Annotated in this window: 32 protein-coding genes; 12 read left to right on the plus strand and 20 right to left on the minus strand. The window is 64.2% G+C overall.

Annotated features, from left to right (window positions below):
• Window positions 1-32: 32 nt before the first annotated feature.
• Window positions 33-653: a TetR/AcrR family transcriptional regulator gene (locus A5634_RS02815; RefSeq protein ID WP_065142556.1), complete on the minus strand. Its 621-nt coding sequence runs from the start codon at window positions 651-653 to the stop codon at window positions 33-35.
• A gap of 90 nt (window positions 654-743) precedes the next feature.
• Here A5634_RS02815 and A5634_RS02820 point away from each other — a divergent pair, with 90 nt between their 5' ends.
• Both A5634_RS02820 and A5634_RS02825 read left to right on the plus strand, forming a co-directional pair.
• Window positions 744-1,745 (plus strand): tocopherol cyclase family protein, encoded by a 1,002-nt coding sequence (locus A5634_RS02820; protein WP_065142557.1) that lies wholly within the window; start codon window positions 744-746, stop codon window positions 1,743-1,745.
• Window positions 1,746-1,812: 67 nt separating this feature from the next.
• Window positions 1,813-2,769: a DUF808 domain-containing protein gene (locus A5634_RS02825; RefSeq protein ID WP_065142558.1), complete on the plus strand. Its 957-nt coding sequence runs from the start codon at window positions 1,813-1,815 to the stop codon at window positions 2,767-2,769.
• Here A5634_RS02825 and A5634_RS02830 read toward each other — a convergent pair.
• Window positions 2,764-3,198 (minus strand): GAF domain-containing protein, encoded by a 435-nt coding sequence (locus tag A5634_RS02830; RefSeq protein WP_172831600.1) that lies wholly within the window; start codon window positions 3,196-3,198, stop codon window positions 2,764-2,766. The two genes, A5634_RS02825 and A5634_RS02830, sit on opposite strands and share 6 nt — an antisense overlap.
• A 53-nt stretch (window positions 3,199-3,251) precedes the next feature.
• Between A5634_RS02830 and A5634_RS02835 the strand changes: the two genes are divergently transcribed.
• The gene (locus A5634_RS02835; protein WP_065142560.1) at window positions 3,252-3,479 is read left to right on the plus strand and encodes a hypothetical protein; all 228 of its coding nucleotides are present in this window, start codon (window positions 3,252-3,254) and stop codon (window positions 3,477-3,479) included.
• On the opposite strand, the gene A5634_RS02840 is transcribed toward A5634_RS02835, so the two are convergent.
• The 3 genes from A5634_RS02840 to A5634_RS02850 form a co-directional block, all read right to left on the minus strand.
• Window positions 3,455-4,891, minus strand: coding sequence for a protein adenylyltransferase SelO (locus A5634_RS02840; RefSeq protein WP_437339936.1), 1,437 nt, complete (start codon window positions 4,889-4,891; stop codon window positions 3,455-3,457). The two genes, A5634_RS02835 and A5634_RS02840, sit on opposite strands and share 25 nt — an antisense overlap.
• A 198-nt stretch (window positions 4,892-5,089) precedes the next feature.
• The gene (locus A5634_RS02845) at window positions 5,090-5,656 is read right to left on the minus strand and encodes a hemerythrin domain-containing protein (RefSeq protein ID WP_065142562.1); all 567 of its coding nucleotides are present in this window, start codon (window positions 5,654-5,656) and stop codon (window positions 5,090-5,092) included.
• A gap of 129 nt (window positions 5,657-5,785) precedes the next feature.
• Window positions 5,786-6,400 (minus strand): TetR/AcrR family transcriptional regulator, encoded by a 615-nt coding sequence (locus tag A5634_RS02850; protein WP_065142563.1) that lies wholly within the window; start codon window positions 6,398-6,400, stop codon window positions 5,786-5,788.
• Between the two features lie 69 nt (window positions 6,401-6,469).
• Here A5634_RS02850 and A5634_RS02855 point away from each other — a divergent pair, with 69 nt between their 5' ends.
• The 4 genes from A5634_RS02855 to A5634_RS02870 are packed head-to-tail and all read left to right on the plus strand — an operon-like array spanning window position 6,470 to window position 11,079.
• Window positions 6,470-7,639, plus strand: a complete 1,170-nt coding sequence (locus A5634_RS02855; RefSeq protein WP_065142564.1) for a spirocyclase AveC family protein — start codon at window positions 6,470-6,472, stop codon at window positions 7,637-7,639.
• Between the two features lies 1 nt (window position 7,640).
• Complete coding sequence (locus A5634_RS02860; protein WP_155769318.1) at window positions 7,641-8,420, plus strand: CbbQ/NirQ/NorQ/GpvN family protein; 780 nt, start codon at window positions 7,641-7,643, stop codon at window positions 8,418-8,420.
• Complete coding sequence (locus A5634_RS02865; protein WP_065142565.1) at window positions 8,417-10,099, plus strand: nitric oxide reductase activation protein NorD; 1,683 nt, start codon at window positions 8,417-8,419, stop codon at window positions 10,097-10,099. The genes A5634_RS02860 and A5634_RS02865 overlap by 4 nt, the downstream gene beginning before the upstream one ends.
• The gene (locus A5634_RS02870) at window positions 10,096-11,079 is read left to right on the plus strand and encodes an NAD-dependent epimerase/dehydratase family protein (protein WP_065142566.1); all 984 of its coding nucleotides are present in this window, start codon (window positions 10,096-10,098) and stop codon (window positions 11,077-11,079) included. Before A5634_RS02865 ends, A5634_RS02870 begins: the two co-directional genes overlap by 4 nt.
• Before the next feature lie 29 nt (window positions 11,080-11,108).
• Here A5634_RS02870 and A5634_RS02875 read toward each other — a convergent pair whose 3' ends face one another.
• From A5634_RS02875 to A5634_RS02900, 7 genes are all read right to left on the minus strand, one after another.
• Window positions 11,109-11,540 carry a hypothetical protein gene (locus A5634_RS02875; protein WP_065142602.1) on the minus strand — a complete coding sequence of 144 codons (432 nt, stop codon included), beginning with the start codon at window positions 11,538-11,540 and terminating at the stop codon, window positions 11,109-11,111.
• Window positions 11,541-11,556: 16 nt separating this feature from the next.
• Window positions 11,557-12,267, minus strand: a complete 711-nt coding sequence (locus A5634_RS02880) for a hypothetical protein (RefSeq protein WP_081290150.1) — start codon at window positions 12,265-12,267, stop codon at window positions 11,557-11,559.
• Window positions 12,252-12,380, minus strand: coding sequence for a hypothetical protein (locus tag A5634_RS29815; RefSeq protein WP_301337094.1), 129 nt, complete (start codon window positions 12,378-12,380; stop codon window positions 12,252-12,254). The genes A5634_RS02880 and A5634_RS29815 overlap by 16 nt, the downstream gene beginning before the upstream one ends.
• A gap of 18 nt (window positions 12,381-12,398) precedes the next feature.
• Window positions 12,399-13,172 carry a CbbQ/NirQ/NorQ/GpvN family protein gene (locus A5634_RS02885; RefSeq protein ID WP_065142568.1) on the minus strand — a complete coding sequence of 258 codons (774 nt, stop codon included), beginning with the start codon at window positions 13,170-13,172 and terminating at the stop codon, window positions 12,399-12,401.
• On the minus strand, window positions 13,169-14,680 hold the full coding sequence (locus A5634_RS02890; RefSeq protein ID WP_065142569.1) for a nitric oxide reductase activation protein NorD: 1,512 nt from the start codon (window positions 14,678-14,680) through the stop codon (window positions 13,169-13,171). Before A5634_RS02890 ends, A5634_RS02885 begins: the two co-directional genes overlap by 4 nt.
• Before the next feature lie 114 nt (window positions 14,681-14,794).
• Entirely contained in the window at window positions 14,795-15,490 is a 696-nt protein-coding gene (locus A5634_RS02895; protein ID WP_172831601.1) for a hypothetical protein, read from the minus strand.
• Between the two features lie 93 nt (window positions 15,491-15,583).
• Window positions 15,584-16,198 (minus strand): TetR/AcrR family transcriptional regulator, encoded by a 615-nt coding sequence (locus A5634_RS02900; protein WP_065142604.1) that lies wholly within the window; start codon window positions 16,196-16,198, stop codon window positions 15,584-15,586.
• A gap of 122 nt (window positions 16,199-16,320) precedes the next feature.
• Here A5634_RS02900 and A5634_RS02905 point away from each other — a divergent pair, with 122 nt between their 5' ends.
• Window positions 16,321-17,256 carry a TIGR03619 family F420-dependent LLM class oxidoreductase gene (locus A5634_RS02905; RefSeq protein WP_065142570.1) on the plus strand — a complete coding sequence of 312 codons (936 nt, stop codon included), beginning with the start codon at window positions 16,321-16,323 and terminating at the stop codon, window positions 17,254-17,256.
• A 27-nt stretch (window positions 17,257-17,283) separates the two neighbouring features.
• Here the strand turns inward: A5634_RS02905 and A5634_RS02910 are convergent, their stop codons facing one another.
• Window positions 17,284-17,859: a DUF732 domain-containing protein gene (locus A5634_RS02910; protein WP_065142571.1), complete on the minus strand. Its 576-nt coding sequence runs from the start codon at window positions 17,857-17,859 to the stop codon at window positions 17,284-17,286.
• Between the two features lie 28 nt (window positions 17,860-17,887).
• Entirely contained in the window at window positions 17,888-19,657 is a 1,770-nt protein-coding gene (locus A5634_RS02915; RefSeq protein ID WP_081290151.1) for a patatin-like phospholipase family protein, read from the minus strand.
• A gap of 88 nt (window positions 19,658-19,745) precedes the next feature.
• Between A5634_RS02915 and A5634_RS02920 the strand changes: the two genes are divergently transcribed.
• Window positions 19,746-20,141, plus strand: a complete 396-nt coding sequence (locus A5634_RS02920) for a DUF4267 domain-containing protein (RefSeq protein ID WP_065142572.1) — start codon at window positions 19,746-19,748, stop codon at window positions 20,139-20,141.
• A 53-nt stretch (window positions 20,142-20,194) separates the two neighbouring features.
• Here A5634_RS02920 and A5634_RS02925 read toward each other — a convergent pair whose 3' ends face one another.
• Entirely contained in the window at window positions 20,195-20,614 is a 420-nt protein-coding gene (locus tag A5634_RS02925; RefSeq protein ID WP_065142573.1) for a PPOX class F420-dependent oxidoreductase, read from the minus strand.
• An 85-nt stretch (window positions 20,615-20,699) separates the two neighbouring features.
• On the opposite strand from A5634_RS02925, the gene A5634_RS02930 reads away from it, so the two are divergent.
• Entirely contained in the window at window positions 20,700-21,524 is an 825-nt protein-coding gene (locus tag A5634_RS02930; RefSeq protein ID WP_065142574.1) for an LLM class F420-dependent oxidoreductase, read from the plus strand.
• A 4-nt stretch (window positions 21,525-21,528) separates the two neighbouring features.
• On the opposite strand, the gene A5634_RS02935 is transcribed toward A5634_RS02930, so the two are convergent.
• The gene (locus A5634_RS02935) at window positions 21,529-22,728 is read right to left on the minus strand and encodes a cytochrome P450 (protein ID WP_065142575.1); all 1,200 of its coding nucleotides are present in this window, start codon (window positions 22,726-22,728) and stop codon (window positions 21,529-21,531) included.
• Complete coding sequence (locus A5634_RS02940; protein ID WP_065142576.1) at window positions 22,725-23,558, minus strand: mycofactocin-coupled SDR family oxidoreductase; 834 nt, start codon at window positions 23,556-23,558, stop codon at window positions 22,725-22,727. Before A5634_RS02940 ends, A5634_RS02935 begins: the two co-directional genes overlap by 4 nt.
• Before the next feature lie 93 nt (window positions 23,559-23,651).
• On the opposite strand from A5634_RS02940, the gene A5634_RS02945 reads away from it, so the two are divergent.
• Window positions 23,652-24,215 (plus strand): TetR family transcriptional regulator, encoded by a 564-nt coding sequence (locus A5634_RS02945; protein ID WP_065142577.1) that lies wholly within the window; start codon window positions 23,652-23,654, stop codon window positions 24,213-24,215.
• Here the strand turns inward: A5634_RS02945 and A5634_RS02950 are convergent.
• Both A5634_RS02950 and A5634_RS02955 read right to left on the minus strand, forming a co-directional pair.
• A complete protein-coding gene (locus A5634_RS02950) occupies window positions 24,196-24,690 on the minus strand; it encodes a nitroreductase family deazaflavin-dependent oxidoreductase (protein ID WP_065142578.1) in 495 nt (164 codons plus the stop codon). The genes A5634_RS02945 and A5634_RS02950 overlap by 20 nt on opposite strands.
• A 46-nt stretch (window positions 24,691-24,736) precedes the next feature.
• A complete protein-coding gene (locus A5634_RS02955) occupies window positions 24,737-24,970 on the minus strand; it encodes a hypothetical protein (RefSeq protein WP_065142606.1) in 234 nt (77 codons plus the stop codon).
• Between the two features lie 230 nt (window positions 24,971-25,200).
• On the opposite strand from A5634_RS02955, the gene A5634_RS02960 reads away from it, so the two are divergent.
• On the plus strand, window positions 25,201-25,641 hold the full coding sequence (locus tag A5634_RS02960) for a DUF5994 family protein (RefSeq protein ID WP_437339937.1): 441 nt from the start codon (window positions 25,201-25,203) through the stop codon (window positions 25,639-25,641).
• Here A5634_RS02960 and A5634_RS02965 read toward each other — a convergent pair whose 3' ends face one another.
• Window positions 25,642-26,598: an LLM class F420-dependent oxidoreductase gene (locus A5634_RS02965; protein WP_065142580.1), complete on the minus strand. Its 957-nt coding sequence runs from the start codon at window positions 26,596-26,598 to the stop codon at window positions 25,642-25,644. It lies immediately after the preceding gene.

Genomic DNA, 26,598 nt, shown 5'->3' on the forward strand with positions numbered 1-26,598 from the left:
TGGGTCGCGGAAATGTCGCCGTGCTGTCCCGGTCACGATCGGGGCGCCTCGATGGTGGCGTCGGTCAAACCCAGCGCCCGCCCGAGCAGTAGCGCGATGTCTTCCTCGGGAAGTGCATTCGGATTTGCAGCGCGTTCCAGCGCCGCACCGGCAGCACTGGCCTGTAAGAACTCGGCGACGGTTCGAAGCGAAACGGTCGGTTGCAAACCGCTCGATTCGTAGAGGCGCTCCAGTGCCGAGGCGATGCCGGTGATGGTGAGGGCGTGCGCCTCGGCGTAGCGGCGGTTCAACTCGGCGTCGCGCATCGCCAGCGCGCGGAACTCGACCAGCAGGTGCGCCCAGCCGGGCTCTGCGGCGTCGTATTGCTGCGCCGCCCGCAGCAACCGCGCCAACCCGGCCGGGCCGGCGAACTCTGCGGCTATCTGCTCGTTCTGGATCGCCCGCTGTGAGATCCGGCGTTCGAGTAAGGCAAAGAACATGTCCGCCTTGCTGCCGAATTGCGAGTAGACGACGCCGCGCGAGAACCCCGCTTCGTCGGCAATCGCGTCCAGGGTGGCACCGGCATAACCGCGGGCCACGAACACCCGCTGCGCGGCGGCAAGCACCGCTTCCCGATTGCGCTCTACCTGCTCTACCCGCCGTAACCTGGGCATACGCAAGATCGAATAATGTCGTCATTTAAATGTCAAGGGTAGTTGAATGGCTGGTGACTCAACCGTCACGCGTGCGGGTACCAAGAATGCGTGAACTTTGTCGGATCTACTGTTGGTTCTGTTGCTCTCGCCGGTCAGCGACTCGCCGGGCTCTATCGGCGCACGGGCGCTGACCTTCCGTTCGGAGATCCGCTTCCCTCGCACGGCACCGAGATGGAGGGCTGGTTCTGGCGACTGTCTGACGCGGCAACAGGACGCGTCGTCGTCGCTCTGTGCAGTGAGAACCGGCACCCCGACGGCGAGTGGTCGACCGCCGCGATCGCATTGCACCCGGGCGGGGTGGTGCGGTCGGCCGCCGTCGATGGCGTCCGGGCGGACCGGAACCAATTCTCGGTTCAAGCCGACTCGGGCGGCAACGTGATCGATGCGAGCCAAGACCGGCTGAGGATGTCACTCGGTGACACTGAGGTCGACCTGACGTTTCGAGATGCGTACCAGTGGCCGAAGGCTTTCGGCGGCGGGGGAGTGTTCTCGTCAGTGCCTTTCCTGAACCAGTACTGGCATCCCTACCGACTGGGCGGCAAAGCCAGCGGAACCGTAACTCATGCCGACCAGCGATGGGCGTTCACCGATGCCAAGCTTTACTGCGAACGCAATTGGGGCGCGGGGTTTCCGGTGCGCTGGTGGTGGGGCCAGGCCCACGACTTCGGTGAAGCCGACATCTCGCTCGCCTTTTCCGGCGGCCTGCTGGAACTCGGACCGCTCAAACGCGATGTCACCGGAGTCGTTGTGCGCCTGGGGGATCGGGTGCTGCGGATCACGCCGCCGGCGTTGGTGTCGTCGACCTGCGACGTAGAGCAATGGCACATCACCGCCCGTACCGCGCGCTATCAGGTTGAGCTCAAGGGGGAGGGAACCCCGGACGGACCCCACGTGCTGCCGGTGCCGCTGCCGGCAGAGCGCCGCAACATCGACACCGACTACGAATATCTCGCCGGGACGCTGCACTGCACGGTTCGGGAGTGGGGGCGCACCATCTTCGAAGGGACCTCCGAACTCGCCGCTCTAGAAGTCGGCAGCCGACCTTCCTGATAAGCCGGATGAGCCACGCAATGAGTTCGGCCGCACGGGTAGTGTCCAACGCCATGAGGCAGACGCGATGAGCGCGGGTCTGTTCGCGTTGCTGGATGATGTTGCGCTGCTGGCGCGATTGACCTCCGCTTCGCTACGCGACGTCGGCGGTGCCGCCGGCCGCGCGACCGCGAAGGCGGCGGGCGTCGTCGTCGACGACACCGCGGTGACTCCGCAGTATGTCGAGGGAATCTCGGCCGAACGTGAGTTACCCATCATCAAGCGCATTGCGCTGGGCTCCCTGCGCAACAAGCTGTTTTTCATCCTGCCCGGCGCGATGCTGCTCAGTCAGTTCGCCCCGTGGTTGCTCCATCCAATCCTCATGCTCGGCGCCACCTACTTGTGTTACGAAGGCGCCGAGAAGATTTGGAGCAGTCTGCGCGGTCACGATCACGGAACCGAGCAGCCGCGAAGCGAGAGTCAAATGGTGGCCGGGGCGGTCCGGACCGACCTCATCCTGTCCGCCGAGATCATGGTAATCGCGCTCAACGAAGTCGCCGATGCGGCGTTCGTCCCGCGCCTTGTCATTCTCGTCATCGTCGCGCTGGTCATCACCGTCGCGGTGTATGGCGTCGTCGGCGGCATAGTCAAGATGGACGACGTAGGTCTGCACCTGGCCAAAACGGATTCCCGCTGGGGCAGCGCGATCGGTCGTGGTCTGGTCGCGGCCATGCCCAAACTGCTTTCGGTGCTCTCCGTGGTCGGAATTGTGGCGATGCTCTGGGTGGGTGGTCACATTTTGCTGATGGGCGCCGACCACCTCGGGTGGCACGGCCCGTACGGCGTGGTGCATCACGGCGAGGTGTGGTTGCGCGACGCCACCGGGGCGGTGGGCCCTGTGCTGGCGTGGTTACTCAATACCGCGGTCTCCGCGGTGGTCGGATCGGTGGTCGGAGCCATCGCTCTGGGTCTGATGTCGTTGTTGCGGTCGATTCGGCGCCCCCGCAAGCCCGCCGATGCCGCAGCCGATATGCAAGGGTCATAAGTCCCAAATGCGTTGTGTCTCTTGGCTGACCGACGGGTGATGGGTCTGCTGGAAGTTCCGGCCGCCGCGTCGGAAGGTCGCGACTACGGCGGCGGGAACGCCGGGTTCCAGCAGCGGCTCAGAACGCCACTCGCAGTGCCGCACGTGCACCAGATCGACCGCCACGGCATCGTCATCGTCGTCGAAAAAGTACGGTCCGGCGATCCGGCCGAGCCAGTAGAGGCCATCTGGGTCGCGAGTCCATACGAAGGAACCGTCCGCAACGTCGGCAAATCGGGCAACGCGGCGCTCCAGACGGTCCACCGCGCCGGCTTTGTCCACCAGCTGCCCGAACCCACATAGACCCAGCAGCAGGGCACGGTCGAGGGTGCCTCGAGAGTCGACGGCGTCGCTGCGAGAGCGCATGGGTGCGCGGTACACGCCGGGCAAATCGGTCATCGTGCGCGATATGCTGATGCGGCTGAATCGACGGGAGGTTGCACGTGTCCACCTTTCGCCGCTATCTCGTCATCCAACTTATGGTGTTCGTGTGCGGCATCGTCGGGCCGATCTTCTTAATCCTGTTCTTCGCCTCGGACCCGGATCCGCAACTGAAATGGGCGTTCTGGGCCGGTCTTTTCATCACCTACGCCGACATCATGATCGCACTCGGAATCACGGCGACAACCAGTCGAAATCCCCGGGCTCAAGTGCCGCAGAACGTTCGGTAGACGCCGAAGTCCGTGGGTGCCGGAGAGGCGTAGCGGTCCAACCCCGGCCGCTCGACGTAGGGACGGCTGACGGCGTCCAGCAGCCGATTGAGCGGATCGAGCTCGCCGGCCGTAGCCGCGGTCAATGCCTCCTCGACGAGGTGGTTCCGGGGGATGTAGATCGGATTGACGCGGTCCATCCATTCGGCATCCGGGCTCAGCGCCCGCCAGCGCAACGCCCAGTCGTCGAATTGGGCGGGATCTACGAAGTGTCCACGCGCCGAGGCGCTATCGCCGCGCGCGGCGTTGCTCAGGTGACGGAAGAACGACGTGTAGTCGACGTGGCTCTCCTGCAGCAGGGGGAGCAATTCCTCGATCAGCGCCGCGGTGTCCTCCGTGTCGCTTGCCAGGCCGAGCTTGGCGCGCATGCCCGATTGCCAGCCGGAGTGGTACTGATGGAATCCGTCAAATGCCTGTTCCACCAAGCCGACTGAGGCGTTGACATCCTCGCCGAGCAGCGGGAGCAATGTCTCGGCGAACCGGGCGAGGTTCCAGGCGGCAATCGTCGGCTGGTTTCCGTACGCGTAGCGGCCCCAGGCGTCGATCGAGCTGAAGACCGTGTCGGGATCGTAGGCTTCCATAAAGGCGCACGGCCCGTAGTCGATGGTCTCTCCGGAGATCGTCATGTTGTCGGTGTTCATCACCCCATGGATGAAGCCGACCAGCATCCAGCGAGCGATGAGTGCGGCCTGAACCCCGACCACCGCCTCGAACAGTGCCAGGTAGGGTTGCTCGGCGTCGGCAGCCTCGGGATGGTGGCGGGCTATCGCATGATCGGCCAACCGGCGTAGCAGTCCGAGATCGCCTGTCGCAGAGGCATATTGGAAGCTGCCTACGCGCAGGTGGCTGCTGGCGACGCGGACCAGTAACGCCCCCGGGAGCATCGTCTCGCGCGTCACCGAGCGACCGGTGGCGACCACTGCCAAAGATCGCGTCGTCGGGATGCCCAGGGCATGCATCGCCTCGCTGATGATGTACTCGCGCAGCATCGGACCCACCGCGGCAAGCCCGTCACCGCCTCGAGCGAACGGCGTGCGCCCGGAACCCTTGAGGTGAATGTCGCGCAACCGCCCGTCGGCACCGACGAGTTCACCGAGCAGCAAGGCGCGCCCGTCGCCCAACCGCGGCACATATCCGCCGAACTGGTGGCCCGCGTAGGCCTGGGCCACCGGCGCCGAGCCCTCGGGCACCAGATTGCCCACCAGAAACCGCAGCCCCTCGGAACTGCGTAGCCATGCCGCATCCAGACCGACTTCGGCGGCCAACGCCTCGTTGAGGACCAGGAGCTGCGGCTGCGGCGGCACCTCGGCCTGCCAGGACACCGCCATCTCGGGCAACTCGCGAGAAAAGCGGTCCTGCAGGGTGAAGCTCATAACCGGGGTGACACTCACTTCGTTCAGACTACGCAGCGTGCTCAGCCGTCTTCGTTGCCGGCCAAACCTTCCGGGGGAGGGGTGGAATAAGCGGGGTACGCGGGCGGCGATACGACGCTGTCGTCGGCACTATCGTGGCTGGCTGGCTGGCTGGCTGGTCGTCGTCTATCCGTGGTTCGGGGCTGCTCATCGGTCCTCCTAACGAACGGCTTGCTGAATCAGGTCACGGGCGCGGTCGAGCATGGACGCGAAGGGTCCGACGGCGAAATTCAACTTGGCCGATTCGACTCCGGCATGCGGGCGGGTCGGTGCGATCGCCTCGGCGACTTTGACCGCGGTTCCCATGCGTTTCAGGTCGTCGGCGTCGACTTCCCGCTGCAGTTTCGGGAACTCCTCCAGTTCTTCGTGTTCGGCATGCGCGAGCACCGCCTCGCGAAGTTTCGTCAGCTCGTCGATGAACTCCTGCGACGTGACGTCCAGACCTTCGATCGTCGACAGCAACGTCTTTGCCTCGTGCTCTTCTTGCAGCAGCACATCGACAATCGCGTCACCCTCCTCGACCTCGCGACGCAGGCGCGGATGCACCAACATCTCCTCGGCCGTCTCGTGGACGGCAAGCAGCTGGCGTAACGCTATGAAGGGCTTCTCGCGTGCCTCCGGGTCCGACGCGCAGAGGACCTCATCGAACATGTCCTCGATCAGGGCATGCTGCGCTTTGAGAAACGCGACCACTTCTTCCGGCGTTTCGACAATCATTTCGGCCACGAGAAAACACCTCCGTGGAGTTGGCATAGGCGGGCAGTGGGCTGAGCACCGCTAACGGCCGCATACCCGGGCCGGGCGGTGCTGAAACGCCGGCGCAGGTGCGTCTGCTCGCGGCGGCGGGCGCCGCCGCTAGCTGGGGGCTGCGGGCAGTTTGATTGCCGATACATACATTTCGACGATCGGTCGATAAAGGTCGATGTCGTCGAGTTCGCTGCCCAGCATCACCGAATCGCTGGTGGCGACCAGCACGTGCGCGAATGTCAACGGCGGGATCAGCAGGGCCCCGCCGAGTCGGTCGACACCTTGGACGATGAACTTCGCCAGTGCGGCAACGACTTCCAGTCTTTTGGCCGCGACGCGTTCGCGCGCTTCGGGATTGCGTAGCAGGTAGAGGGTGAACTCGTGTCCCAGCGCGGCGTGCTCGGCGCCTCTGTCGCGACCCAACTGGCGCCAGCGTCGGGCGATTTCGTCCAGCTCGCGGGTCCCGACCTGGGTCGCGGTAGACATGACCTCGGCGAAGTTGTCGAAGTAGCGACGCCAATACCGGTCGCTGACCGCGAGGAAAAGCTCGTCCTTGGCGGTGAAGTGCTTGTAGATGGCACCCTTCGTATAGCCCGCGGTATGCGCGATGTCATCGAGAGTCGCTGCCGTGAAGCCTTTTTCGGCAAACACCTCTTCCGCCGCGTCAAGCAGTAGCGATCGGGTGTGCTCGAGGCGTCGCTCGCGCGTCCAGCGCTCCACCATGGCGTGATTGTGCCAAACTACTAGAGATTCTGGTTCGTCTTTCAGATACTGACTGGTATATTACCCGAAATGAGCAATGCGGCGAACCGGGAAAGTTCCACCGTCGTGACTGAGTCGCTCAGCGCGGCTCAGGTGCGGGCCGAGGCTGCGCCGTCGGTCGGGCCGGTCCGTATCTGGGCAGTGGTGGGCGGGGCTGTGTTGGCTCTGCAGCTCTATGTGTGGATCAGCTGGATCACCGGACCGTACTTCCAGCGGGTGCCGTCTGGGCCGAGTGATCCCCCGATGTACATGAAAGTGCCGCTTCTGGCGAACGGGATAATCCTCTGGGTCGGCGCGCCGTTTGCCCTGTGGTGGTTCATCATCAGGCCCTGGCGGCGTGAGAGGCGCATCACCCTTGACGGAATGCTCTTTGGCGCAATGGGTTTGATGTTCTTCCAAGATCCGCTGCTCAACTACTTCAACACCTGGTGCACCTACAACACCTGGCTGTTCAATCGGGGCTCGTGGTCGTCGCATATCCCGGGTTGGGTCTCGCCGGAGGAACCGGGCCGTCAGGTCGCCGAACCACTGTTGACCAACACGCCGGGTTACGCCTACGGCGTCCTGTTGATCACGATCGTCGGGTGTTGGGTCATGCGCAAAATCAAGGCGCGCTGGCCCAACATCAGCAACTTGCGATTGATCGCCGTGACTTACGCGTTCACCGTGTTCTTGGACCTGATCATGGAGGGCTGCATCCTGCTGCCCATCGGGTTCTACTCGTATCCCGGTGCGATTCAGGCTGTTTCACTCAATGCCGGCCATTACTACCAGTGGCCGGTCTACGAAGGACTGATGTGGGGAGGCGTGCAGGCGGCGCTGTGCTGTCTGCGTTACTTCACCGACGATCGCGGCCGGACCGTCGTCGAGCGTGGATTGGACCGGGTGTCCGGCGGGTTCGTCCGGCAGCAATCTGTCCGATTCCTGGCGATCTTCGGCGGCGTCAGCGCGTGCTTCTTCATCTTCTACAACGTTCCGGCGCAATGGCTCGGCATGCACGCCGATCCGTGGCCGCAAGACGTCCAACGCCGCTCCTACCTCAACGGCGGAATCTGTGGCGACGGCACGGACAAACCGTGCCCCAATCCCGTCCTGCCCTTGCCCACCAAACGCTCGGGCTACATCGATTTCGACGGGCGTCTTGTGCTTCCTGACGGGGCGCAGTTGCCAACGAGCGTTCCCTTCGACCGAGGCAAGTGAGGTGGGGCCGTTCTACCGGGCCGTCGGTGACGAAGTGGAAGTCTTCTGTGCGGCGGGCCGTCGCGGTCTGCCGGTGCTGCTGAAGGGACCAACGGGCTGCGGCAAGACCCGGTTCGTGGAGGCCATGGCGCACCGCCTGGGCCGGGATCTGATCACCGTAGCGGGCCACGAGGACATGACGTCGGCGGATTTGGTGGGCCGGTTCCTGCTCAAGGGCGGCGAGACAGTGTGGGTAGACGGGCCGTTGACTCGTGCGGTGCGTGACGGCGCGATCTTCTATCTGGACGAAGTGGTGGAGGCACGCCAGGACACCACCGTCGTCATCCATCCACTGGCCGATCATCGGCGCGAGCTACCGGTCGATCGCCTCGGCACCACACTTTCGGCGGCACCGGGCTTTCAGCTGGTGATCTCCTACAACCCGGGCTACCAGAGCGTCTTGAAGAACCTCAAAGAGTCGACGCGCCAACGCTTCATCGCCATCGAACTCGACTTCCCGCCCGCCGAGATCGAGATCGAGGTGGTAGCTCATGAAGCGGAGATCGATTGGGAGACAGCGCAAGTCTTGGTCAAGTTGGGAAACGCGATCAGGACCCTGGACGGGTCACCGCTGCGCGAGGTGTCGTCCACCCGAATGCTGATCCTGGCCGGAAGTCTGGTTGCCGCAGGGCTCAACCTGCGCAGTGCCGTCCATTCGGCCGTCGTCGGAGTCCTCTCCGACGATCGAGACGTGGGGCGCGCCCTCGGTGAACTAGTGGACGCCGTGCTGCCGGCGACGTGACCCCATTGAGTGCCACTGACTTCCGGCTGCTCGCTTCGTTCGTTGCGGGCAGGTCTGTCGACGTTGCCGAAGCGCCTATCGGCCAACCCGCCCACACCGACGGCGCGGTCATCTTCGTCTCGGCAAGCCAAGACGCCGTGCGGCAGCGCCGCGAGGTACTCACCCAGAGCGCTCTGCTCGGCGCGGGCAGTTTGGATCGGCGCCTCGTCACGGCCTTGCGGGCACGTCCGTCGCTGGCGCGACGGTATCTGGCGGTCGAAGGTTGCCGGGTACTGACCGCACTCGCCGCCCGGCTTCCGCTGGCGGCCGCGCTGTGCCCAGCGACACCACTCACCGCGACCGCTGACGAGTCACTCGAAATGGCCAGGGGCCGAGCACAAATCGACGAACCGCCGGACTGGTTCGGCGTCATCAAGCCTGCCCGACTGCTGAGCACCCCAGCCCAGCCGGGCGGTAGGGCCACTGATCAACAGCTGGAGTTCCGCCGCGCCGGTATCGAAGAAGGCATGGAAGAAGACGAAGACGACGATCCAGCGGGGGAAAGTAAGATCCTCAAGCTGTTTCAGGCTCCGCTGTTCAGTTCGTCGGCTTTCGCCGATTACCTCCGCAAGTTGTTCGGCAGCTCGCGCTCGTCGGGTAACAGCGCTGCCGGCGCCGAGTTAGGGGTCGGCTCGGTGCGACGTGGCGCAGTGTCCGCAGCAACCGCCCGGCCGCTACCCAAGCGGATCCGCTTCACCGACGACGGTAAGCCCGGTGCTGCCGTCGGCGTGGGCGGTGCGCTCTACCCGGAATGGGATGTGCACAAAGGACGCTACCGGCCGCAGTGGTGTCGGGTCATCGACTATCCGCTTGCCGTTGCCGACGTCAGTGCCGTCGCGTTTCCGCGCGATGATGTAATGCGACAACGCCTGCGTCGAATCGGGTTGGGGCCCAAGGTGTTGCGTACCCGACCGGACGGTGACGAACTCGACCTCGAGGCGCTCACGGCGTTGTTCGTCGACCTGCGCTCCGGCTGGTCGCCGCCGGAACACGTCTATGTGGAACGGCGAAAACTCGAACGCAATCTGGGCGTCCTCATCCTGCTCGATTCTTCCGGGTCCGCCACCGATACCGATGCGGAAGGCCGAGCGGTGCACGACCACCAGCGCCGGGCGGCAGGCACGCTCGCCGCAACGCTCGACGAACTCGGGGACCGCGTCGCGGTGTACGCCTTCCGGTCACACGGCAGGCACGCCGTTCATCTGCCGGCGATCAAGACGTTCGAACAGCGCTTCAACGCCGTGAGTCGAGCCCGGCTCGCCCAGCTACAACCGTCGGGCTATACGCGGCTCGGCGCCGGAATCCGCGGTGCGGGCGAAATCCTGAAGACCCAGGCCGGCACCCCGAACCGACTGTTGGTCGTACTGACGGACGGTTTCCCGTATGACGACGGGTACGAGGGACGTTACGCCGAGGCCGACACGTCGAAGGCGATCGACGAACTTCGCCTGGACGGCGTTGGCTGCCTGTGTCTTTCAATTGGTGCGGCCGGGTCCGGCAACGCGCTCGAACGAGTCTTCGGCTCCGCGGGTTATGCCGCAGCACCGAACCTGTCCGACCTCAGCCCGCGGATGGATGAGTTGTTCCTGTCTTCGCTGAAGGAACTCGCCGCGCCGAAACCATTGCGAGGGACCGCATGAAAGTGTTGTTGACGGGCGCGCTGGGCAACATCGGCTCGCACACGTTGGCCGGGCTGCTGGCAGAAGGCCACAACGTCGTGGCCTTCGATCTCGAATCCCGCCGGGCACGCAAACTCGCCGCGGAGTTCGACGACCGGGTGCAATTCGTATGGGGCGACATCACATCTGCCGAAACCATCGAGCGTGCGTTGGCCGGGGTGGACGCAGTGGTCCATCTGGCCGCCATCATCCCGCCCGACTCCGAACGAGCACCGCAGGTCGCGCGACGGGTCAACCTCGACGCCACACTCACCCTGATCGCGCAGATGCAAGCGTCGTCCAGCGCCAAGCGGCTGGTTTTCGCTTCGTCCCTGGGTGTCTGTGGCGACGTCCAGGACCGCCAACCACCGCTACGCATCGACACGCCGGTGTCGCCGACCGACGAGTACGGACGTCAGAAGGTCGCCTGCGAGAAGGCGATTCGCGAGTCCGGACTGCAGTGGACCATTCTGCGACTAGCCGCGGCCTCGCCGATACACCTGCAGCGCCAAGATCCCAGCATCATGTTCGAATTCAGCCCGCAGGCGCGCTTCGAGTTTCTGCATCCCGCCGACGCTGGCACGGCCTTCGCTCGGGCGGTGGCCTGTGCGGAAACGATCGGGAAGACGCTCTACATAGCTGGGGGTGAACGCTGCCGCACAACCTATTACGACTTCACGAACACCTTGATGGGTGCGATCGGGATTGGTCCGATCCCGATCGATGCCTACTTCCGAAGCGATCCTCCTCGGTTCTTCGGTGACTGGGTGGATACCGCCGAAAGTCAGCGCCTTCTGCAGTATCAGACGCGGGGGCTCGATGATCAATTACGGGACATGCAAAAGGAATTCGGCATGCTGGTGCCGCTGATCCGTCTGGTGCGGCCGGTCGCCACCTGGTTCGTCACGCGTAGCTCTGCGTACCTCAAGCAGAACCGCCGCGGGGTGGCGAGCAGACGCTAAAGGACGATTTTCGTGCCTAAAGCGGCGCTTTAGCGTCTGCCCGCGGGAGCGGCGGCGGCGGCCGCTGCCTGCCGGGCAATGCGCTCGTCGTGGATTCTGACCAACTCGCGAAACCCGAGCCGGTGGTACTTGGGCACCGGTTGGATGCCCCAGTCGTCGCGAGCGGTCGGCTTGCCGGGCACGCCCTCCGGGGGTCCGAGCGGCGGGTAGGGGTACTTGCATTCCAAAGTGTCATTGGAATAGCGGACTTTCAACAACTCGCTGCAGATTTCGGTGAGGCTCAGCGTCGGGTAGCCGTAGTAGACAGCCATGAACGGGAGCGTGAAGGCTCCTTCGATGACCAGGGCGACCAGACACACCAACACCGCCCGCTTGATCCACTTGTGCATGCGCGCGTAGTAGGCGGTGGTGCCGGGCGGAAGGTCATCAGCCTGTTCGTCGGTCTCTGGGGTTGTGGTCATGTTCATGCTCCTTGATTCAGTCGGAGAAGATTTCGCGATTCACGGTGTGCAGGTACGGAATCGCGAGAAACGGGGTGATGTAGAAGATGTCGTAGAGCCACCAGCCGATGACTGGGAAGACGACACCGGCGTACCGCACGTCGGCGTACATGGTCATGTTGAACACGTAGGCCGTCCAGATCACCACACCCATCCAGCAGGTGACCACCATCCATTGGTAACCCCAGCGCTTCATCTGCAGGAAGCCGATTGCCGCCGCCACCCGCATCGAGAAGACGGTGAGGATCAGCCCCGCCACATAAGCCTTTTCGCCCGGGCCCGCGGCGCCGCCAACCCACGCCTCGTTGTAGTGCCAGAAGTAGCCGGCGTCGAACATGTTGCCCCAGCCCACCATGAGCACCCGATTGATCAAAGTGTGGTTGGCCACCAGGTCCAGCGCCCAGCCGAGGCTGTTGAGACAGCCGTCGATTAACACCAGGTAGCCGATCAAGGTGACGATCATCGGGCGCACCGAGAGCCCGGCGCGCAACGCTTGGCGCTGCAGCCACACTCCGCGCATGAAGATGGGGAAGCCGATGACGCCGGGCGCCCACATTCCCATCAGCGCGGCACCGACGATCATCCATTTGTCGGCTCGCCGTTGTGCAACACGAGACGCGTCCTCGTGATCTGCAAGGCCGCCCGCCGAACGGCGTTGCAGCAATGGAAGGTTCACAAGTCCCACCATCCCCGGGCGAAGGACATGTACAGCTGGATCGAGAACATGGCCAGCAGGTAGCCGTAGATGAACACCTGAAAGACGATCAGCGCCCGCTTGCGTTTGCGCTCTTGCTCATTCATGGTCGGTGTCCCTTCTGTCTATTGCAGGCTCGCTGCCGCGACTTCACGCAGGCCGTCGGTGATAGCGCCGTCATTGCTCAGCGGTGCCAGAATGCACGCCTCGGCCGCTTCCAGTGCGGATGCGCCCGCGGCGATGAACTTCGCCGCGGTCACCAGTACCCTCGTCGACGGCGGCTCGAAGTGAAATACGTCGTCGGCGTGGCGGATTGCCGTGGCGCAGTGGACAAGTTGCTGTGCGGCCGAAAGGTCGACACCGGATTCGGCGACGATGACCTCGGCCTCTTGAGCGGGCGGGAGGTAGGTCATTGCAAGCGTGGCGAATCGCTGCCGAAACGACGGCTTGAGTTCCTTCAGCGAGCTGCGGTAGGCGGGGTTGTAGGAGCAGACCAGCATGAAGGAGTCTGGCGCCTTGACGACTTCGCCGGCCCGGTCCAGATACAGCGCACGACGGTGGTCGGTCAGCGAGTGCAGGATCGCCAGCGAGTCGTGACGGGCCTCGACGACCTCGTCGAGATAGCAGATGGCTCCGGTCTTTACGGCTCGAGTGAGTGGCCCGTCTGTCCACACCACGTCGCCGCCGGTCACCATGAAACGACCTACCAGGTCCGAACTCGTCAGATCGTCGTGGCAGCTGATGGTGACGACGTCCCGTCCCAGCAGTGCGCCCATGTGTTCGATGAACCGAGTCTTGCCGCAACCCGTTGGGCCGGTGAGCATTACCGGTATGAGCCGGTGGTAAGCCTGCTCGAACAACCGGACCTCGTTGCCGTTGGCGATGTAGACCTCAGTCATGCGGCGACCAACTCTCGGTGCACGTGGGCCAGCACGCGCGGCAACTCCTCGACGCGCCGAATGCGTTGTGAGCGAAGCGGTCCGAACACTTCCGGCAGCGGATCCACCCGGGTGGGGCCGACGCCGATGTAATACACCGACACGCCCGCGCCATTGGCTTCCTCGATCGCGTGGGCGACGTCGGCCCAGGCGTAACGGCCCTCGTAGCCCTCGTCGGACATCAGCCCGTCGCCGATCACGATCATCAACCGCCGCTCTGCCGGTTGTGATAGCAGCCTGCTGGTCAAATGACGAATCGGCGCGCCAAGCCTGGTGTAACCACCGGTGGTGAGGCCGAGACCGCTCGGTGCGACAAAGCGACGGTCCCGAAAGTCCTTCAGGCACCGCACTTCCACGAAGTGGCGGGTGTTGCCGGTGAACACGAAGATGCCGTGGCGTTCCTGCGCGAGGGTCATCGCCCGCGACAGCGCATCGGCGCATCCCAGTTCGAGGCGGAAGATCCGCCCGCCGTGCACGCCCAGTGACGAACTGCCGTCAAGGAGCAGTGCCGTCGCGACATCACGGCTGCTGGGCAGAAGTTCACGAAAGATTCGGGGCGGGGGCGCGGCACCCGTCATCGTGTCGATGTAGTGACGGACGTACTGGTCGACGTCGAGATCGGATCCGTCTTCGAGACGGTTCGTCATTGCCCGGTGGGTATGTTCTTCGAACCACTTGCGTAGATCGGCCGACGTTGACGATGGCCGGCTACCGTGACCACGGCACGTACGTTCCACAACCGCAACATGATCCGGCAGAAAGTCGTTGTTCCACGCGTTCCACTCCGGGTAGGGGATGCCTTGCCGACGGTCCGGACTGATGTCGAGGTCGTTGTCGTCCGGCCTGCTCGGCGGCGGCAGGTTCGGATTACGTACGCCGCCGTCCCCGCCGACCGGTACCGAGTAGGGCCGGGGCCGCCGGCGTTGGGTAGTGGTCCACGGCATTCGGCCGAATCGCCTTGCCACCGTGGCTAATCCGCGTTGGGCCGGATTGTCGCCAGGCAGCACGCCCAGTAGCGGATAGTGGGGTAGCGGCCGGTCGGTGCGCGCCAACTCGATGGCGCTGTCGAGCATCGCGGTCGCATCGGCGTTGGCGTCGCCGGGTTCCAAATCGGGCAACACGCGCCGCATCTCGATCAGTAGCCCGGGCCACCGCTCAGCGATCCAGCCGAGGGCCACGCCTGCCTCGACGAGACTGAGCGCGCGCAGCTCGCGCGCCGACATTTCGGCTAACCGGTAGCCGGCAAGACGTTCTTTGGAGGGTGCGCACTGCAGCGCCAGCCCACACGTCAAGGTCCGTCGCGTCCAGTCGCGGGCGCCAGGATAGGGAACGTGCACCACGCGCAGCGCCGCGTTTAAGCCGAAAGCCCTCTTGGCGCCGGTGATCAACCGGGCGTCCTCGCGGCGCCGGTCACTGAACGCCACTGCGGTCAGCGCGCAGCTGCGTTCGATCGACTGCGGGTTGTCCACTAGTCAGAACGTGCCGATGTTGGAGAACATCCAGTACCAGAACCAGATGATCAGGCCGGTGCCGCCCCACGCGGCTACGTACCGCAATAGTTCCCACCACATGTCAGGACCTCCTCAGTCCGTGAAAATCTCGCGATTGACGGTGTGCAAGTAGGGGATTGCGAGGAATGGGGTGATGTAGAAGATGTCGTAAAGCCACCAGCCGACGACCGGAAGCACCACCCCGGCGAAACGCACGTCGGCGTACATCGTCATGTTGAACACGTAGCCGATCCAGATCACCACACCCATCCAGCAGGTGACCACCATCCATTGGTGACCCCAGCGTTTCATCTGGAGAAAACCGATGCCGGCTGCGATCCGCATGGTGAACACGGTGAGGATCAGCCCGACCTCCCAACCTTTTTCGCCCGGGCCCGCAGCGCCGCCCACCCACAACTCGTTGTAGTGCCAGAAGTACCCGGCGTCGAACATGTTGCCCCAGCCAGTGAGCAACACCCGGCCCAGCAGGGTGTGGTTTCCCACGAGATCCAGCGCCCAGCCCACTGTGTTGATGGCCGCATCGATGATCACGAGATAGCCGAGCAGGGTGATGATGACCGGTCGAACTGACAGCCCTTGCCGCCCCGCCTGGCGCTGCAGCCAGACTCCGCGCAGGAACAGCGGCAGCCCGAAAACACCAAGGGCCGCAGTGCCGATCAACAGGCTGCCGGAGATCAACCACCGGTCTGCCCGGCGCTGTGCGACCCGCGACTGTTCGAAGTGCTCGTCGGAAGCGAGCCCGGTACCGACATCGCCGCCCCGACGCAATTTCACGGGCAGATTCAAGGTTCCTCCCACAGCGCAGCTCGGCCTGTGGCGGCCGCGTCGCCCAATGAGCTTGGCACGGTTTGCTGACTTAAGTCAATGACTTATGGCTGGTGGGACCAAGCTCCGCAGTGTTCTTTTCACGTAGTCGCCGACCATCTCGTCGCGTATCGGCCAACCGGTAGTGGTGGTCAGCAGTGCATACAAGCCCAGTAGGAAGAACACTGCGCTGTTGATGGGATTGACGTCGGGGTCCACCTGGCCACGTCGCTGCGCATCCTCGATCTCTCGCGCCACCGCGACGATGATCGGATGGTCCCGCCCGACTTCGGCCGGTGGGCGCGTCTGCGAAAAGTGCAGCGCGAGAAAGTTCTTGAAAAGCATCACGCCAAGCCGGCGTTCCAGCGCCACCACCAGGCGGACCGACTCGTGTAGTGCCGCGGCCAGATCGTGCTCGGATTCGGCAAAGCGGGTGAACTGGTTGGCGATGCGTTGCTCCTCGCGCTGTTCGAGTTCCAACAGCACGTGTTCCTTGGTGGGGAAGTGAAAGTAGAAGGTGCCGTGGGCGACTCCGGCCGCCGCGACGATCGCCCCGACGTCCGCGTCGGCCATGCCCGAGCGCTTGAATTCCGCTACCGCGGCACCCAGTAACCGCTCCCTGGTCTGCAGGCGCTTGGACTCCCGTGCCGACAATCCCTTGACCGTTGACATGTTCGGTACCTGCCCCTTCGGTGCGCGGAGTCCCATGCTAACCGCTGACTGCAGTCAGTAGTAGGGGTCGTGTGAGAAGGGAGGCGTCCTGTCGTATTTTCGAAGCCGTAGGCTCGATGGCTATGACGGTGCGTCCCAAACTCTCGTTGTATCTGCGTAGTTTCAGCGACAAGCCCACCCAGGACTGGGGCGCGACGCTTGACGCGGCTCGCGCGATGGACGAGGCCGGTATCGACCGGGTGGTGGTTTCCGACCACGTTGTGTTCGGCGAGAACCTCGAGGCCTATGCAGACCCGGCAGCCGGGGGCACCGCGGGTGGCCGACAACCGACCGGCCCGGACGGCGATTGGCTGGAGCCGCTGATTTTATTGACCGCTATCGCGGCGAATACCACCCGAATCCGGCTTGGCACCGGGGTGCTACTGGCCGCCCTGAGACGTCCGGCCGTGCTCGCCAAGCAGTTGGCCACCATGGACGTGCTGTCCGACGGACGTGTCGACCTTGGCGTCGGAATAGGCTGGCAGCGAGAGGAATACGATGCCGTCGGGCTGCGATTCGAGCGCCGTGGACGCCTGTTGGACCACACCCTCGAGGTCTGTCAGGCCTTGTGGACACAGCAGCGGGCCGCCTACCGCTCGCCGGAACTGACGTTCGACGGCATTCATCAGATGCCGAAACCGGTGCAACCCGGCGGCGTACCCATCTGGGTCAGCGGCACCGTCAACCCGGCGGTCGCCCGACGGCTGAGTCGGTTCGGAAACCGTTGGATCCCTTGGGGTCCGGCGATTCGAGACCTCAAGGCAGCGATCCCCGCCATGAAGCGAGCGATCACGGAGTCCGGCGGCGACCCCGGGACATTGCGGGTGCAGGGGTCAGCGGCGCTGGTCAAGGGCTCCGACGGAGCAATCGATGTGCGTGCCTCGGTCGCAGCTGTGCCGCAGATCGTGGCGGACGGAGCCGACGACATTCGCTTCGCCGGATCACTGCCTGCAGACCCGGCGGCGGCCCGAGAGTTGTTGGCGGACTTGGTCGCTGCCTTTCGCAGTATTACTGACTGAGCAGGACGCGCGTGGTGCCGCCAGCGCTCAATAGGCGGCAACGAGCTTGCTGTACTGCGGGCAGTACGCGCGTACCGAGATGGCGACGAAGTTATCGGCTTGCGCGCTGAAATCGGGGCTGTCCGAACGGAATTGCGCTGTGATCTGTTGCACCGTCTGGCCTGCCACCAGGTTCTGGCACACCGTCTTACCGTTGTGGACCGCGACAGTTGGATTGGAGAACTCGATGCCCTTCTCGTTGAGAGCGGCGAGATACCGGCTGTCCTGATCGGCGGTTGACGTGATGGTCGTGGTGGTCGCTGATGCGGATGCGGTCGCCTTCGCGGTGGTCGCCGTCGGCTCGGCCGCCGTGTCAGCGGGCTTGTTCTTGCTGAGCATCCACCCCGCGACCACGATCACCATGGCCACCGCCAGACAGATCAGCAGCAGCGCGCCGGCCCTGGTCCAGGCGGTAGCCCAAGACTGGTCGCTTTCAGCCGATTCGGGAGGCGCGTGCTGACTGCCGCCGAGGTTGCCGCCACCATTTACCGGGTTGTCGCGGACGTCGGGCACCTCGCTGCCGCGCGACCACGCCAGATTTGCCGAGTCCTCGGGGTCGGACATGGCGTCATCCTAGTCTGCCGAGGACGGGCTAAGTCAGGTGACGGTTGCGCCACCGGGATAGGCGACCGCTCGGTGACTGGATCGCCGCCATAACCGAACTCATCGACGATGCGACCGACTTCGTGTGTTCGGCAGGTGCGGAGCCGGGGACAGGAGGCGCGTCGCCTTCCCACCAGCTCGGTTGCAACAGTGCCGACGTCACCGGAATGGCCTTGTCGACGCTGTTGCTTCCCCATCGGCACGCGCGGTCAATGGCGCCGGCCGACGGCGCCAGGTTGATCGGCGACAGCGTGGGCCCAAACCGGACCAGGTGGTCGGCATAGGGCAGATTTCGCAGCATCTGCAGCTGGATGGCCTGCAGGATCGGAGCCAACCACAGGTGTCGCGAATCCCATTGCGGATGGAAACAATCGAAGGCCAGATAGCACGCGTTGCGGGTGCCCAGCTTGCCGTCCCGGATGCGTTTCCACGCCAGTTCGACGGGTACGTTGCTCGCCGCGCCGCCGTCGACCAGCGCTGCAACCTCCCGCTCGGCGAACAGGTCGTCCAACAACGGCAGCATTCGGGGATCGCTCGTCTCATGGTGCAACACACCGGGAATGGCCGACGAGAACGAGGCCGCGTCCAGGACGTCGAAGTCGAGTGCCGGGTTGTCCCCGCAGACGACGATCGGCTTGACCACCCGGAGGTCGATGAACGCGGATACCTGCCACATCCGGGCTGCCACCAGTGGCCCAATCCCTATGCGGCGGAACGGAACCGAACGTCCTTGTAGGGCGGCCAGCTCGGGGCGGCGGAACCTGGACGGCAGCGCGGCATAAGGCTGTCGGCGCACGCCGGCGACCACCACGTCGAAGGGAATCGCCAAATCGGACATGCGCATCCGTTGACCGTCCGCGCGGCTGAGCAGCGCGTGGGCAAACTGGTCGAAGCGCAGAGCAAACAAGCCGGCCATGCCGTGCCGGCGACGCACCCGCTCGGGGCCCAGGATGGCGCGGTAGGACACCGTCTTAGCCCAGGCCACGTACTCCTCGATCGGTACCGGCGATTCGCGTGCCACCAGGCTGCCCAAGATCGACCCGAACGACGAGCCGATCATGTAGTCCGGCACATGACCGGCTTCTAACAGCCGCTGCATGCCACCGATGTAGACGAAGCCCGCACCGCCGCCACCGCCGAGCACGGTGACCAGCTTCTTGTATCCGACTTCGGCGTCGAGTTCGGCCGCGGAGAAGTCGTTGCGGTGCCGGTCGATAAGCACCTGCCGCTGGTCGTTCTGGTCATCGCTCAACTGGTCCAGTAGTTCGCGGGCCGCCCGCAACGCGCTGACTGGGTCCTTTTCCTCACGCAAAGGCCCGTACAAGGCGTCAACCACCCTGGAGCGCCACGGCCCGATTTCGGCCCCCACCGAGATGTCGCCGCGGCCGCGGCTGCCGCCTGGACCGGCGGCGCCGGGTTCGAAGTCGGCGAGCCTGGCGAAGTTGAGGATGTAACGGAGTTTGCGCAGCTCTTCGCTGTTCAATACGGCGTCGTTGGCCAGGTGGTTGCGGACCAACCGGCTTTCCATCTTCTGCAGCAGCAGGGCCGGATCCGCAGACGGCAACTCGACTGTGTCCAGGGCCGCGTCGGTGGCTTTGGTCTCGTCGTCTTCGTGGTCTTCGAGTCCTGGCACCAGGTCGAACGTCGGGGCGGTGCGGGCGCGCCGAGGAAGCCTTGGAGAGGGCCAGGGAGAAAGACTGGGTGGCGTCCAGCGGCCGCGCACCGCCGATGTCCAGTCCGAAGCGAACGGGAGGTCCATGAGGATTTACCCTCTCATGGCCCAATCGGGCGTTCGGCAACCCAGTGGGATGCTTCTGCCCGAACGCGACGAAGATTAGGCTGCGGCCATGTCAATCGACCGTGCCGCGCTCGTCGCGGGCAGCATCCGGCTCGCCTCAGGTATCTCCTTCCTCGTCGACCCCCTCCAGGCGAACAAACTCTGGGGCGATCCGGACGACCAAACGGCGACGGCGCAGCTGCTGTTGCGCTCGATGGGTTACCGCGACGCGCTGATCGGCGGCTTGCTCAGCGCGGCGGCGTTGCGCGGCAACAACACTCGCGGCTGGTTCCTGGCTTCCGCTGGCGCCGACGCGGCCGACCTGCTAGGCGGGTTGAGTGTGCACGGCGAACTCAAGCGGTCCCAGCGGCTTATCGGGCTCGGTGGGGCGATGCTCGGGATCGGCGTTGGGCTGTGGGGTGCGGCGCGCCCGACGAAACGTCCGCTCGCGGCTCAGGCCGCTTAGCCCGACTATGGCCCCTTTTAAGACCCCTTTTAAGACCTCTTTTAAGACCCCTTTTAAGACCAGGGGCCGATGCCGCCGACCTTGTCGATGCGGATGCGGGTGAGGAACCCCGGAGGTGCATCGGCGGGCGGAAACACGTTCGGGTCGGACAGCGTTTGCGCGAGTTCCTTGAGCAGTTGCGGCGCGCCGCCCTCGACGACACGGGCGGTTCCGTTGATGGCAAGGTATGGCCGCATCGCTCCGTGCGGGTCGTCGGTTGACACGACGGTGATGGCAACGCGGGAATCATTGCGCACATTGCGCACCTTCTTGTGTTCACCGAGGTGTGCGGTGACCAGTTCGTCGCCGTCCGGCGTGGACTGCAGCGCGACCCAAACCAGACTGACCTGCGGGCTGCCGTCGGGATTGAGGGTGACCAACGTGGCGTCGGCACCCCCGCCAATGAATTCGCGTGCTGCGTCGTTGAGCTTCATGCGTTGTTCTACCGCGACGGCGCGGAATTAATTCCCACCGAGGCGTGTTCGTGGCAAAGTGGTCGCGACGAAATGAGGAGCAAGCATGCGCTTCGGGGTTCTGACATTTGTCACCGACGAGGGCATCGGTCCGGCCGAACTCGGTACGGCATTGGAGCAGCGCGGTTTTGATTCGCTGTTCGTGGCCGAGCACACCCACATTCCGGTCAAACATGACAGCCAGTATCCGAGTGGCGGCCCGATTCCACGCAAGTACTATCGCGCGCTGGATCCGTTTGTGGCGTTGACGGCGGCCGCCGTGAACACCGAGAGGCTGGTGTTGGGCACCGGCATTGCGCTGGTCCCGGAACGGGATCCGATCGTGACGGCCAAGGAGGTCGCGTCGTTGGATCTGGTGTCGGGTGGGCGATTCGTGTTCGGCGTCGGCGTGGGCTGGCTGCGTGAGGAGATTGCCAACCACGGTGTCGACCCAGCGGTACGCGGCCGGGTGGCCGATGAGCGACTGCGCGCCATGATCGAGATTTGGACTCGCGAAGAATCCGAATTCCACGGCAAGCACGTCGATTTCGATCCGATCTACAGTTGGCCGAAGCCGGTCACCAAACCCCATCCGCCGCTGTACGTGGGCGGCGGTCCGGCCAGCTTCAAGCGCATTGCCGCGCTGAATGCCGGTTGGATCGCGATTACGCCGGCGCCGGAGTGGCTGGCCGGCCCACTGCAGGAACTGCGCGCCCTTGCCGGTGACGACGTGCCGGTGACCGTTTGCCAATGGGGGGATGCGACGGCCGAATTGCTAACGGAGTATGCCTCTTTGGGCGTTGAGCGGGTGCTGTTGGACCTCGATACGGCACCGCGCGATCAGACGCTGCGGCGCCTGGACGAGCTGGCCGAGCTGGCGAAACTGGGTTAGCACCTCAGACCACAATGCGCAGGCGCTCCCAACCGCGCACCGTCGACGTCGGTGCGAGCCTGAGGCTGTCGTAGTCCACTTCCCATTCGGGCCACCGGTTGAGCAACTCGTCAAGCGCCACCCGGCCCTCCAGACGGGCCAGGTTCGCCCCGAGGCAGTAGTGCACGCCCTTGCCGAATGTCAGGTGCGAGATGTTGTCGCGGTGAATGTTGAAAACGTCAGGGTCCTTGTACCGCAACGGATCTCGGTTAGCCGCTCCGAAAAGCAGCAATACCGCGCTGCCGGCCGGCACCGTGGTGCCGTAGAGCTCGAAATCACGCAGCGTGTACCGCCCGACATGGGGACCGGTGGGCTCGAAGCGCAATGTCTCGTCGACCGCACGCGTCAGCAGCGAGCGGTCCTGCTCGATTTCGCGGCGCTGGTCGGGATGCTCGGCGAGCACCTTGGCCAGCCATCCGATCAGCCGTCCCGTCGTCTCGTTACCCGCGCCCGCGACCACCTGGGTGTAGTGCAGCACCTCCTTGCGGTTGAGCTTCCTGGTGACGCCATGCTCGTCTTCGAATTCGACATTGAGCAGCGCGGTCATCAAGTCGTCGGACGGGTTTTTGGCGCGCCAGTCCACATAGTCGGCGTAGATGCGTCCGTCGGCGATCGCGTCGGGATTGGCCACCTTCATCGGCGCGCCGGCCTTGGTGCGCAAGTTGGCGTCGTTGGCGTCGCGCACCCCGATCTGTTCGTCTTCGGGGATGCCCAGCAGCATGCCGATCACGCGCATCGGCATCATCGACGCGAGTTCGGAGATGATGTCGAACCCGTCCGAACCGACCAGCGGGTCAAGGCACCGGACACAGTACCGGCGGATCTGGTCCTCGATCGCGGCCATCCGTCGCGGCGTGAACACCCGGGACATGACGCCGCGCAACATGGTGTGTTTGGGCGGATCTTCGAACATCATCACACCGGGCGGCATCGGAAACTTGGACTGGATCAGTTCCAGGATGTCACTTCGGCTGTTGGAGAACGTCTCCCAATTCGACAGCGCCGCTTCGACATCGGTGTGTCGCGAGATCGCCCAGAAGTTGTATTGCTCGTTGTAATAAAGCGGCGCCTCATCCCGCAGCCGCGCGTAGGTGGGGTAGGGGTTGGCCGTGATGTTGACGTCGTAGGGGTCGTAGTAGACCGCGGTGTCGGCCGTGATCGTCACTTCAGGCAGCTTCCCGCATCCACGGGCAGCGTGACGCCAGTGATGTAACGCGCTTCATCGGATGCCAGGAACAGCACCGCGTTGCTGATGTCTTCGGCGTTCACCCACGGGATCGGCAGAGTGTGGAAGGTCTGGCAGATCGGAGCCAGGTCGTCGGGTCCCGGGTTCTCCAGGTCGGGACGGAATAGGTGAAAAGTCTGCTCGTTGATCAGAAGTGGCGTGTTGACATGGGTCGGGTGTACGGAGTTGACCCTGATGTTTTTCGGGCCTAGTTCGACGGCGAAGGAGCGCATCAGCCCCACCACTCCATGCTTGGCGGCGTTGTAGTGACCGGTGTGGGTGTAGGCCTTGAGCCCGGCGACCGAGCTGGTCAGCACGATCGAGCCGCCACCACCGGAAAGTAGGTGTGGCACAGCGGTTTTGACTGATTTCCAAACTCCGCTGAGGTTGACGTCGATCATCTGCTGCCACAGATCCTCGTCCATCCGGTCCAGTCGGGGGGCGACGGTGCCGATGCCCGCGTTGGCGACCACGATGTCGAGTCGGCCGAGCTGCTCGACGCCGCTGTCGACGGCCGCCTTGAGGGCGTCGTAGTCGCGGACGTCCACTTCGGCGGTGACGATGCGGCGGTCGAAGCCTTTGACGAGATCGGCTGTCTCCGCGAGATCTTCAGGCGTCGACGGGGGTGCCGGGGAGTTGTCGAAAGGCTGGCAGATGTCGACGGCGATGATGTCGGCACCTTCCTGGGCCAGGCGTACCGCGTGGCTGCGGCCTTGGCCCCGCGCCGCGCCGGTGACGAACGCGACCTTGTCTGCAACTCGGCCGGGCATCGTTGTCCTCCTCGTTGAGTAACCCTGTTACAGCAGGTACAGTAACCGCGTTACCGTCCGACGGCAAGGGTTGATGTGGTTAGTGCTGAAGTGATGATCGAGCCGGATCGGCATGACCGCATCCTGGATATCGTCATCGACCTGCTCGAGACCGAGGGTTACGAGGCCGTGCAGTTGCGGGAGGTCGCCAAGCGGGCGCGCACCTCGCTGACCACTATCTACAAGCGGTTTCCCAACCGGGACACGTTGATTCTGGCAGCCCTCGAATCCTGGATGGAGGAGAACCGGTACGCGGGTCTGAGCGCGCAGCGTCCCGCCCCCGACGCGTCGGTTTACGAAGGTCTGATGCGGGTGTTCCGAACGATTTTCGAGCCCTGGGAACAGCATCCGGACATGCTGCGCGCGTACTTTCGCGTCCGATCAGCCCCGGGAGGACAACAGCTGGTGAGCCGTGGACTCGACGCTGTCATACCCGCCACCATGGCCGTACTCGAGGGCGCCGACCCCGAATTGATCGAAGATTTGCCGCCGATCGTGTCCAACCTTGCCTACGGTCTGGTGGCACGGTTTGCGGCGGGCGAGATCGCCATCAACGAGATCTTGCCGACCCTGGACCGCGCCCTGTTTCGCCTGACGGCTAACGCGGAGAAAGGATGATCACCGGAATTTCCCGGTCCGTCCACTTCTGGTACTTGGCGAAGTCCGCATAGAGCTCGACAAGCCGGGGCCAGAGCGTCGCGCGCTCCTCGGGTGAGGCGACCCGCGCGCAAACCTCAAGGTTGCGTTGGCCTTTCACGTGCACGCGGGTCTGCGGATTGGCGACGAGATTGTGATACCACTGCGGGTTCTTGGGATGACCGCCCTGGGAGGCGACGATCACGAGGTTCTCGCCATCGCGCAGGTACAGCAGGGGAGTGGTGAACTGCCGACCGGACTTGCGACCGCGGTGTTCGAGCAGCAGGGTCGGCACCGGGTTCGCGAATCCGGCGCCGATACGCCATTTATTGCCGATCCGCCCGTTCGTCAGTTTGAACACGGCGACGTGCGCCTTGGCCGAGTACTTCATGACTTTGGCCGTGACAGGAGAGGCCAAGCCTTCCGGTGCCTCTTCGGGTAACGAGAACTTCGACATCTACTCGGCAGAACCTTTCACCCTCGTAAGCCTCACCGGCCAGCAATCACGATGCCTTGGCGTACCTGCGCACCATGTCGTCGTCGTTGAACGTGCTGACATGGTCTCGACCATTGGTGTCGCGGCCGAAAAACGTCCATCGGCGTCGGCCTGACTGCGGGCCGCTGATCATTTTGACTGTGTAGCGGAGATGATCGGCATCCACCGTACCGATGGCATCACCTACCCGGATCTCCGACGGATGAATCTCGGGGGCATCCCACCAGTTTTCTATCGCCATGCCCCCCATCCTTGCCTAGATTGCATGATTCGGCGGCGTCCGCGTCAAGAAAGAGTGCATCCTGCCGTTTTGGCGGCAGTCCCGGTGGCGTAGCGTCAACCCCGAGCCGTTTCGTTGTCAGCAGTAGTCAGTTGTAGTCAGCTACGGACTGCGTTATACGGGCAATGTGATTCCTCCGTCGTTCCGCGCTCGCGGACGGTCGATGCAGAGCGTGAAGGAACAACCCGATGATCCACTCGCGGGTGGGACGACGTCAGGCCACCCCGATCCGGCTCACGTTGGCGCGCGAGCTCGGTCACGACATCGACGGAGCGTGGTGGCCTCGGACAGATCGGATTGGCGGTGAGCTGTCGGAATTGGTCGCTGCGCTGAGCGCGCGACTGGGCGAGGTCACCAGCATCGCGGTCAATTGGCCGCCGCTGCAGCGGCCACCCGATCTGAACTGGCAGGGTTGGCAACACAAGCATCAGCACGTGATAACCGCCAACGGTTCGGAAGCGTTTGCCAATGTGTTGATCGTCCCGTACTGCACGAACAATCCGCTCGCGTTGATGATGCTGCGCCGGGCCGCCGACCTACCTGTCGGCGCGGCCCACCGCGACTCTGTGCCGTTCCATACCGCGGGGTCGATCATCTACGCAGCCCGTCAACAACTGGCTCGAGGTCTGTGATTACTGCCGCAACTGGGGCAGCACTTCCTGCTCCCAGGCGGTAAAGAAACCGTCCATGTCGGGACCGATCTGCTGGACATACACCTCGTCGATCCCGGCGTCGAAATACTGTCGGACCTGCGCCGCGTGCTTGTCCGCGTCCGGTCCGCACGTCACGTTCTCGCCGACCTGCTCCGGTGCCACCAGTGACATCAATTCCGCGAAATCTTTTGGGCGCGGCAATATTTGAGCAGTCTGACCGGGCAGTGCCTCGTTGGCCCACAAGCGATGAGCCACTTTCAAGGCCTGCTCGGGGTCCCGGTCCCAACTGACCTTGGTGCCGGCTTGAACCGGTTTGTCGCCACCGCCGCCGTCTCGGAAAGCCTTTACCAACTCGGCTTCAGGCATCGCCAGGCAGTAGCCATCGCCGATGCGTCCGGCCAGCTGCGCGCCCTGCGGGCCAAACCCGGAAACATAGATTGGTACCGGTTTTTCCGGACGCGTGTAGATGCGCGCTTCCTGAACCTCGTAGTGCTTGCCATGGTGGCTGACCTCCTCGCCCTTGTGCAGTAGCCGGATGACATCGATCGCCTCTTCGAGCATTTCCTGGCGCACACCGACCGACGGCCAGCGATCACCCAGGACGTGTTCATTGAGGGCCTCGCCGCTGCCCACGCCGAGGATGAAGCGCCCATCCAACTGCACCGCGGCCGTCGCGGCGGCGTGGGCGACGATCGCCGGGTGCATGCGGATGGTCGGACAGGTGACCGCGGTGGTGACTGGCAGCGACGTGACCTGGGATAGCGCTCCGATGACGCCCCAGACGAACGGGCTCTGGCCCTGTTCGTCGTTCCACGGATGGAAATGATCAGAGATCCACAGCGCGTCGAAGCCGGCAGCCTCGGCGCGTTTGGCTTGATCGACGAGTTCGGCAGGGCCGAACTGCTCGCAGGAAAGGAAGTAACCGATCTTCGCCAT

The sequence above is a fragment of the Mycobacterium asiaticum genome (assembly GCF_001673365.1).
In the GTDB taxonomy this organism is placed as follows: Bacteria; Actinomycetota; Actinomycetes; order Mycobacteriales; family Mycobacteriaceae; genus Mycobacterium; species Mycobacterium asiaticum_A.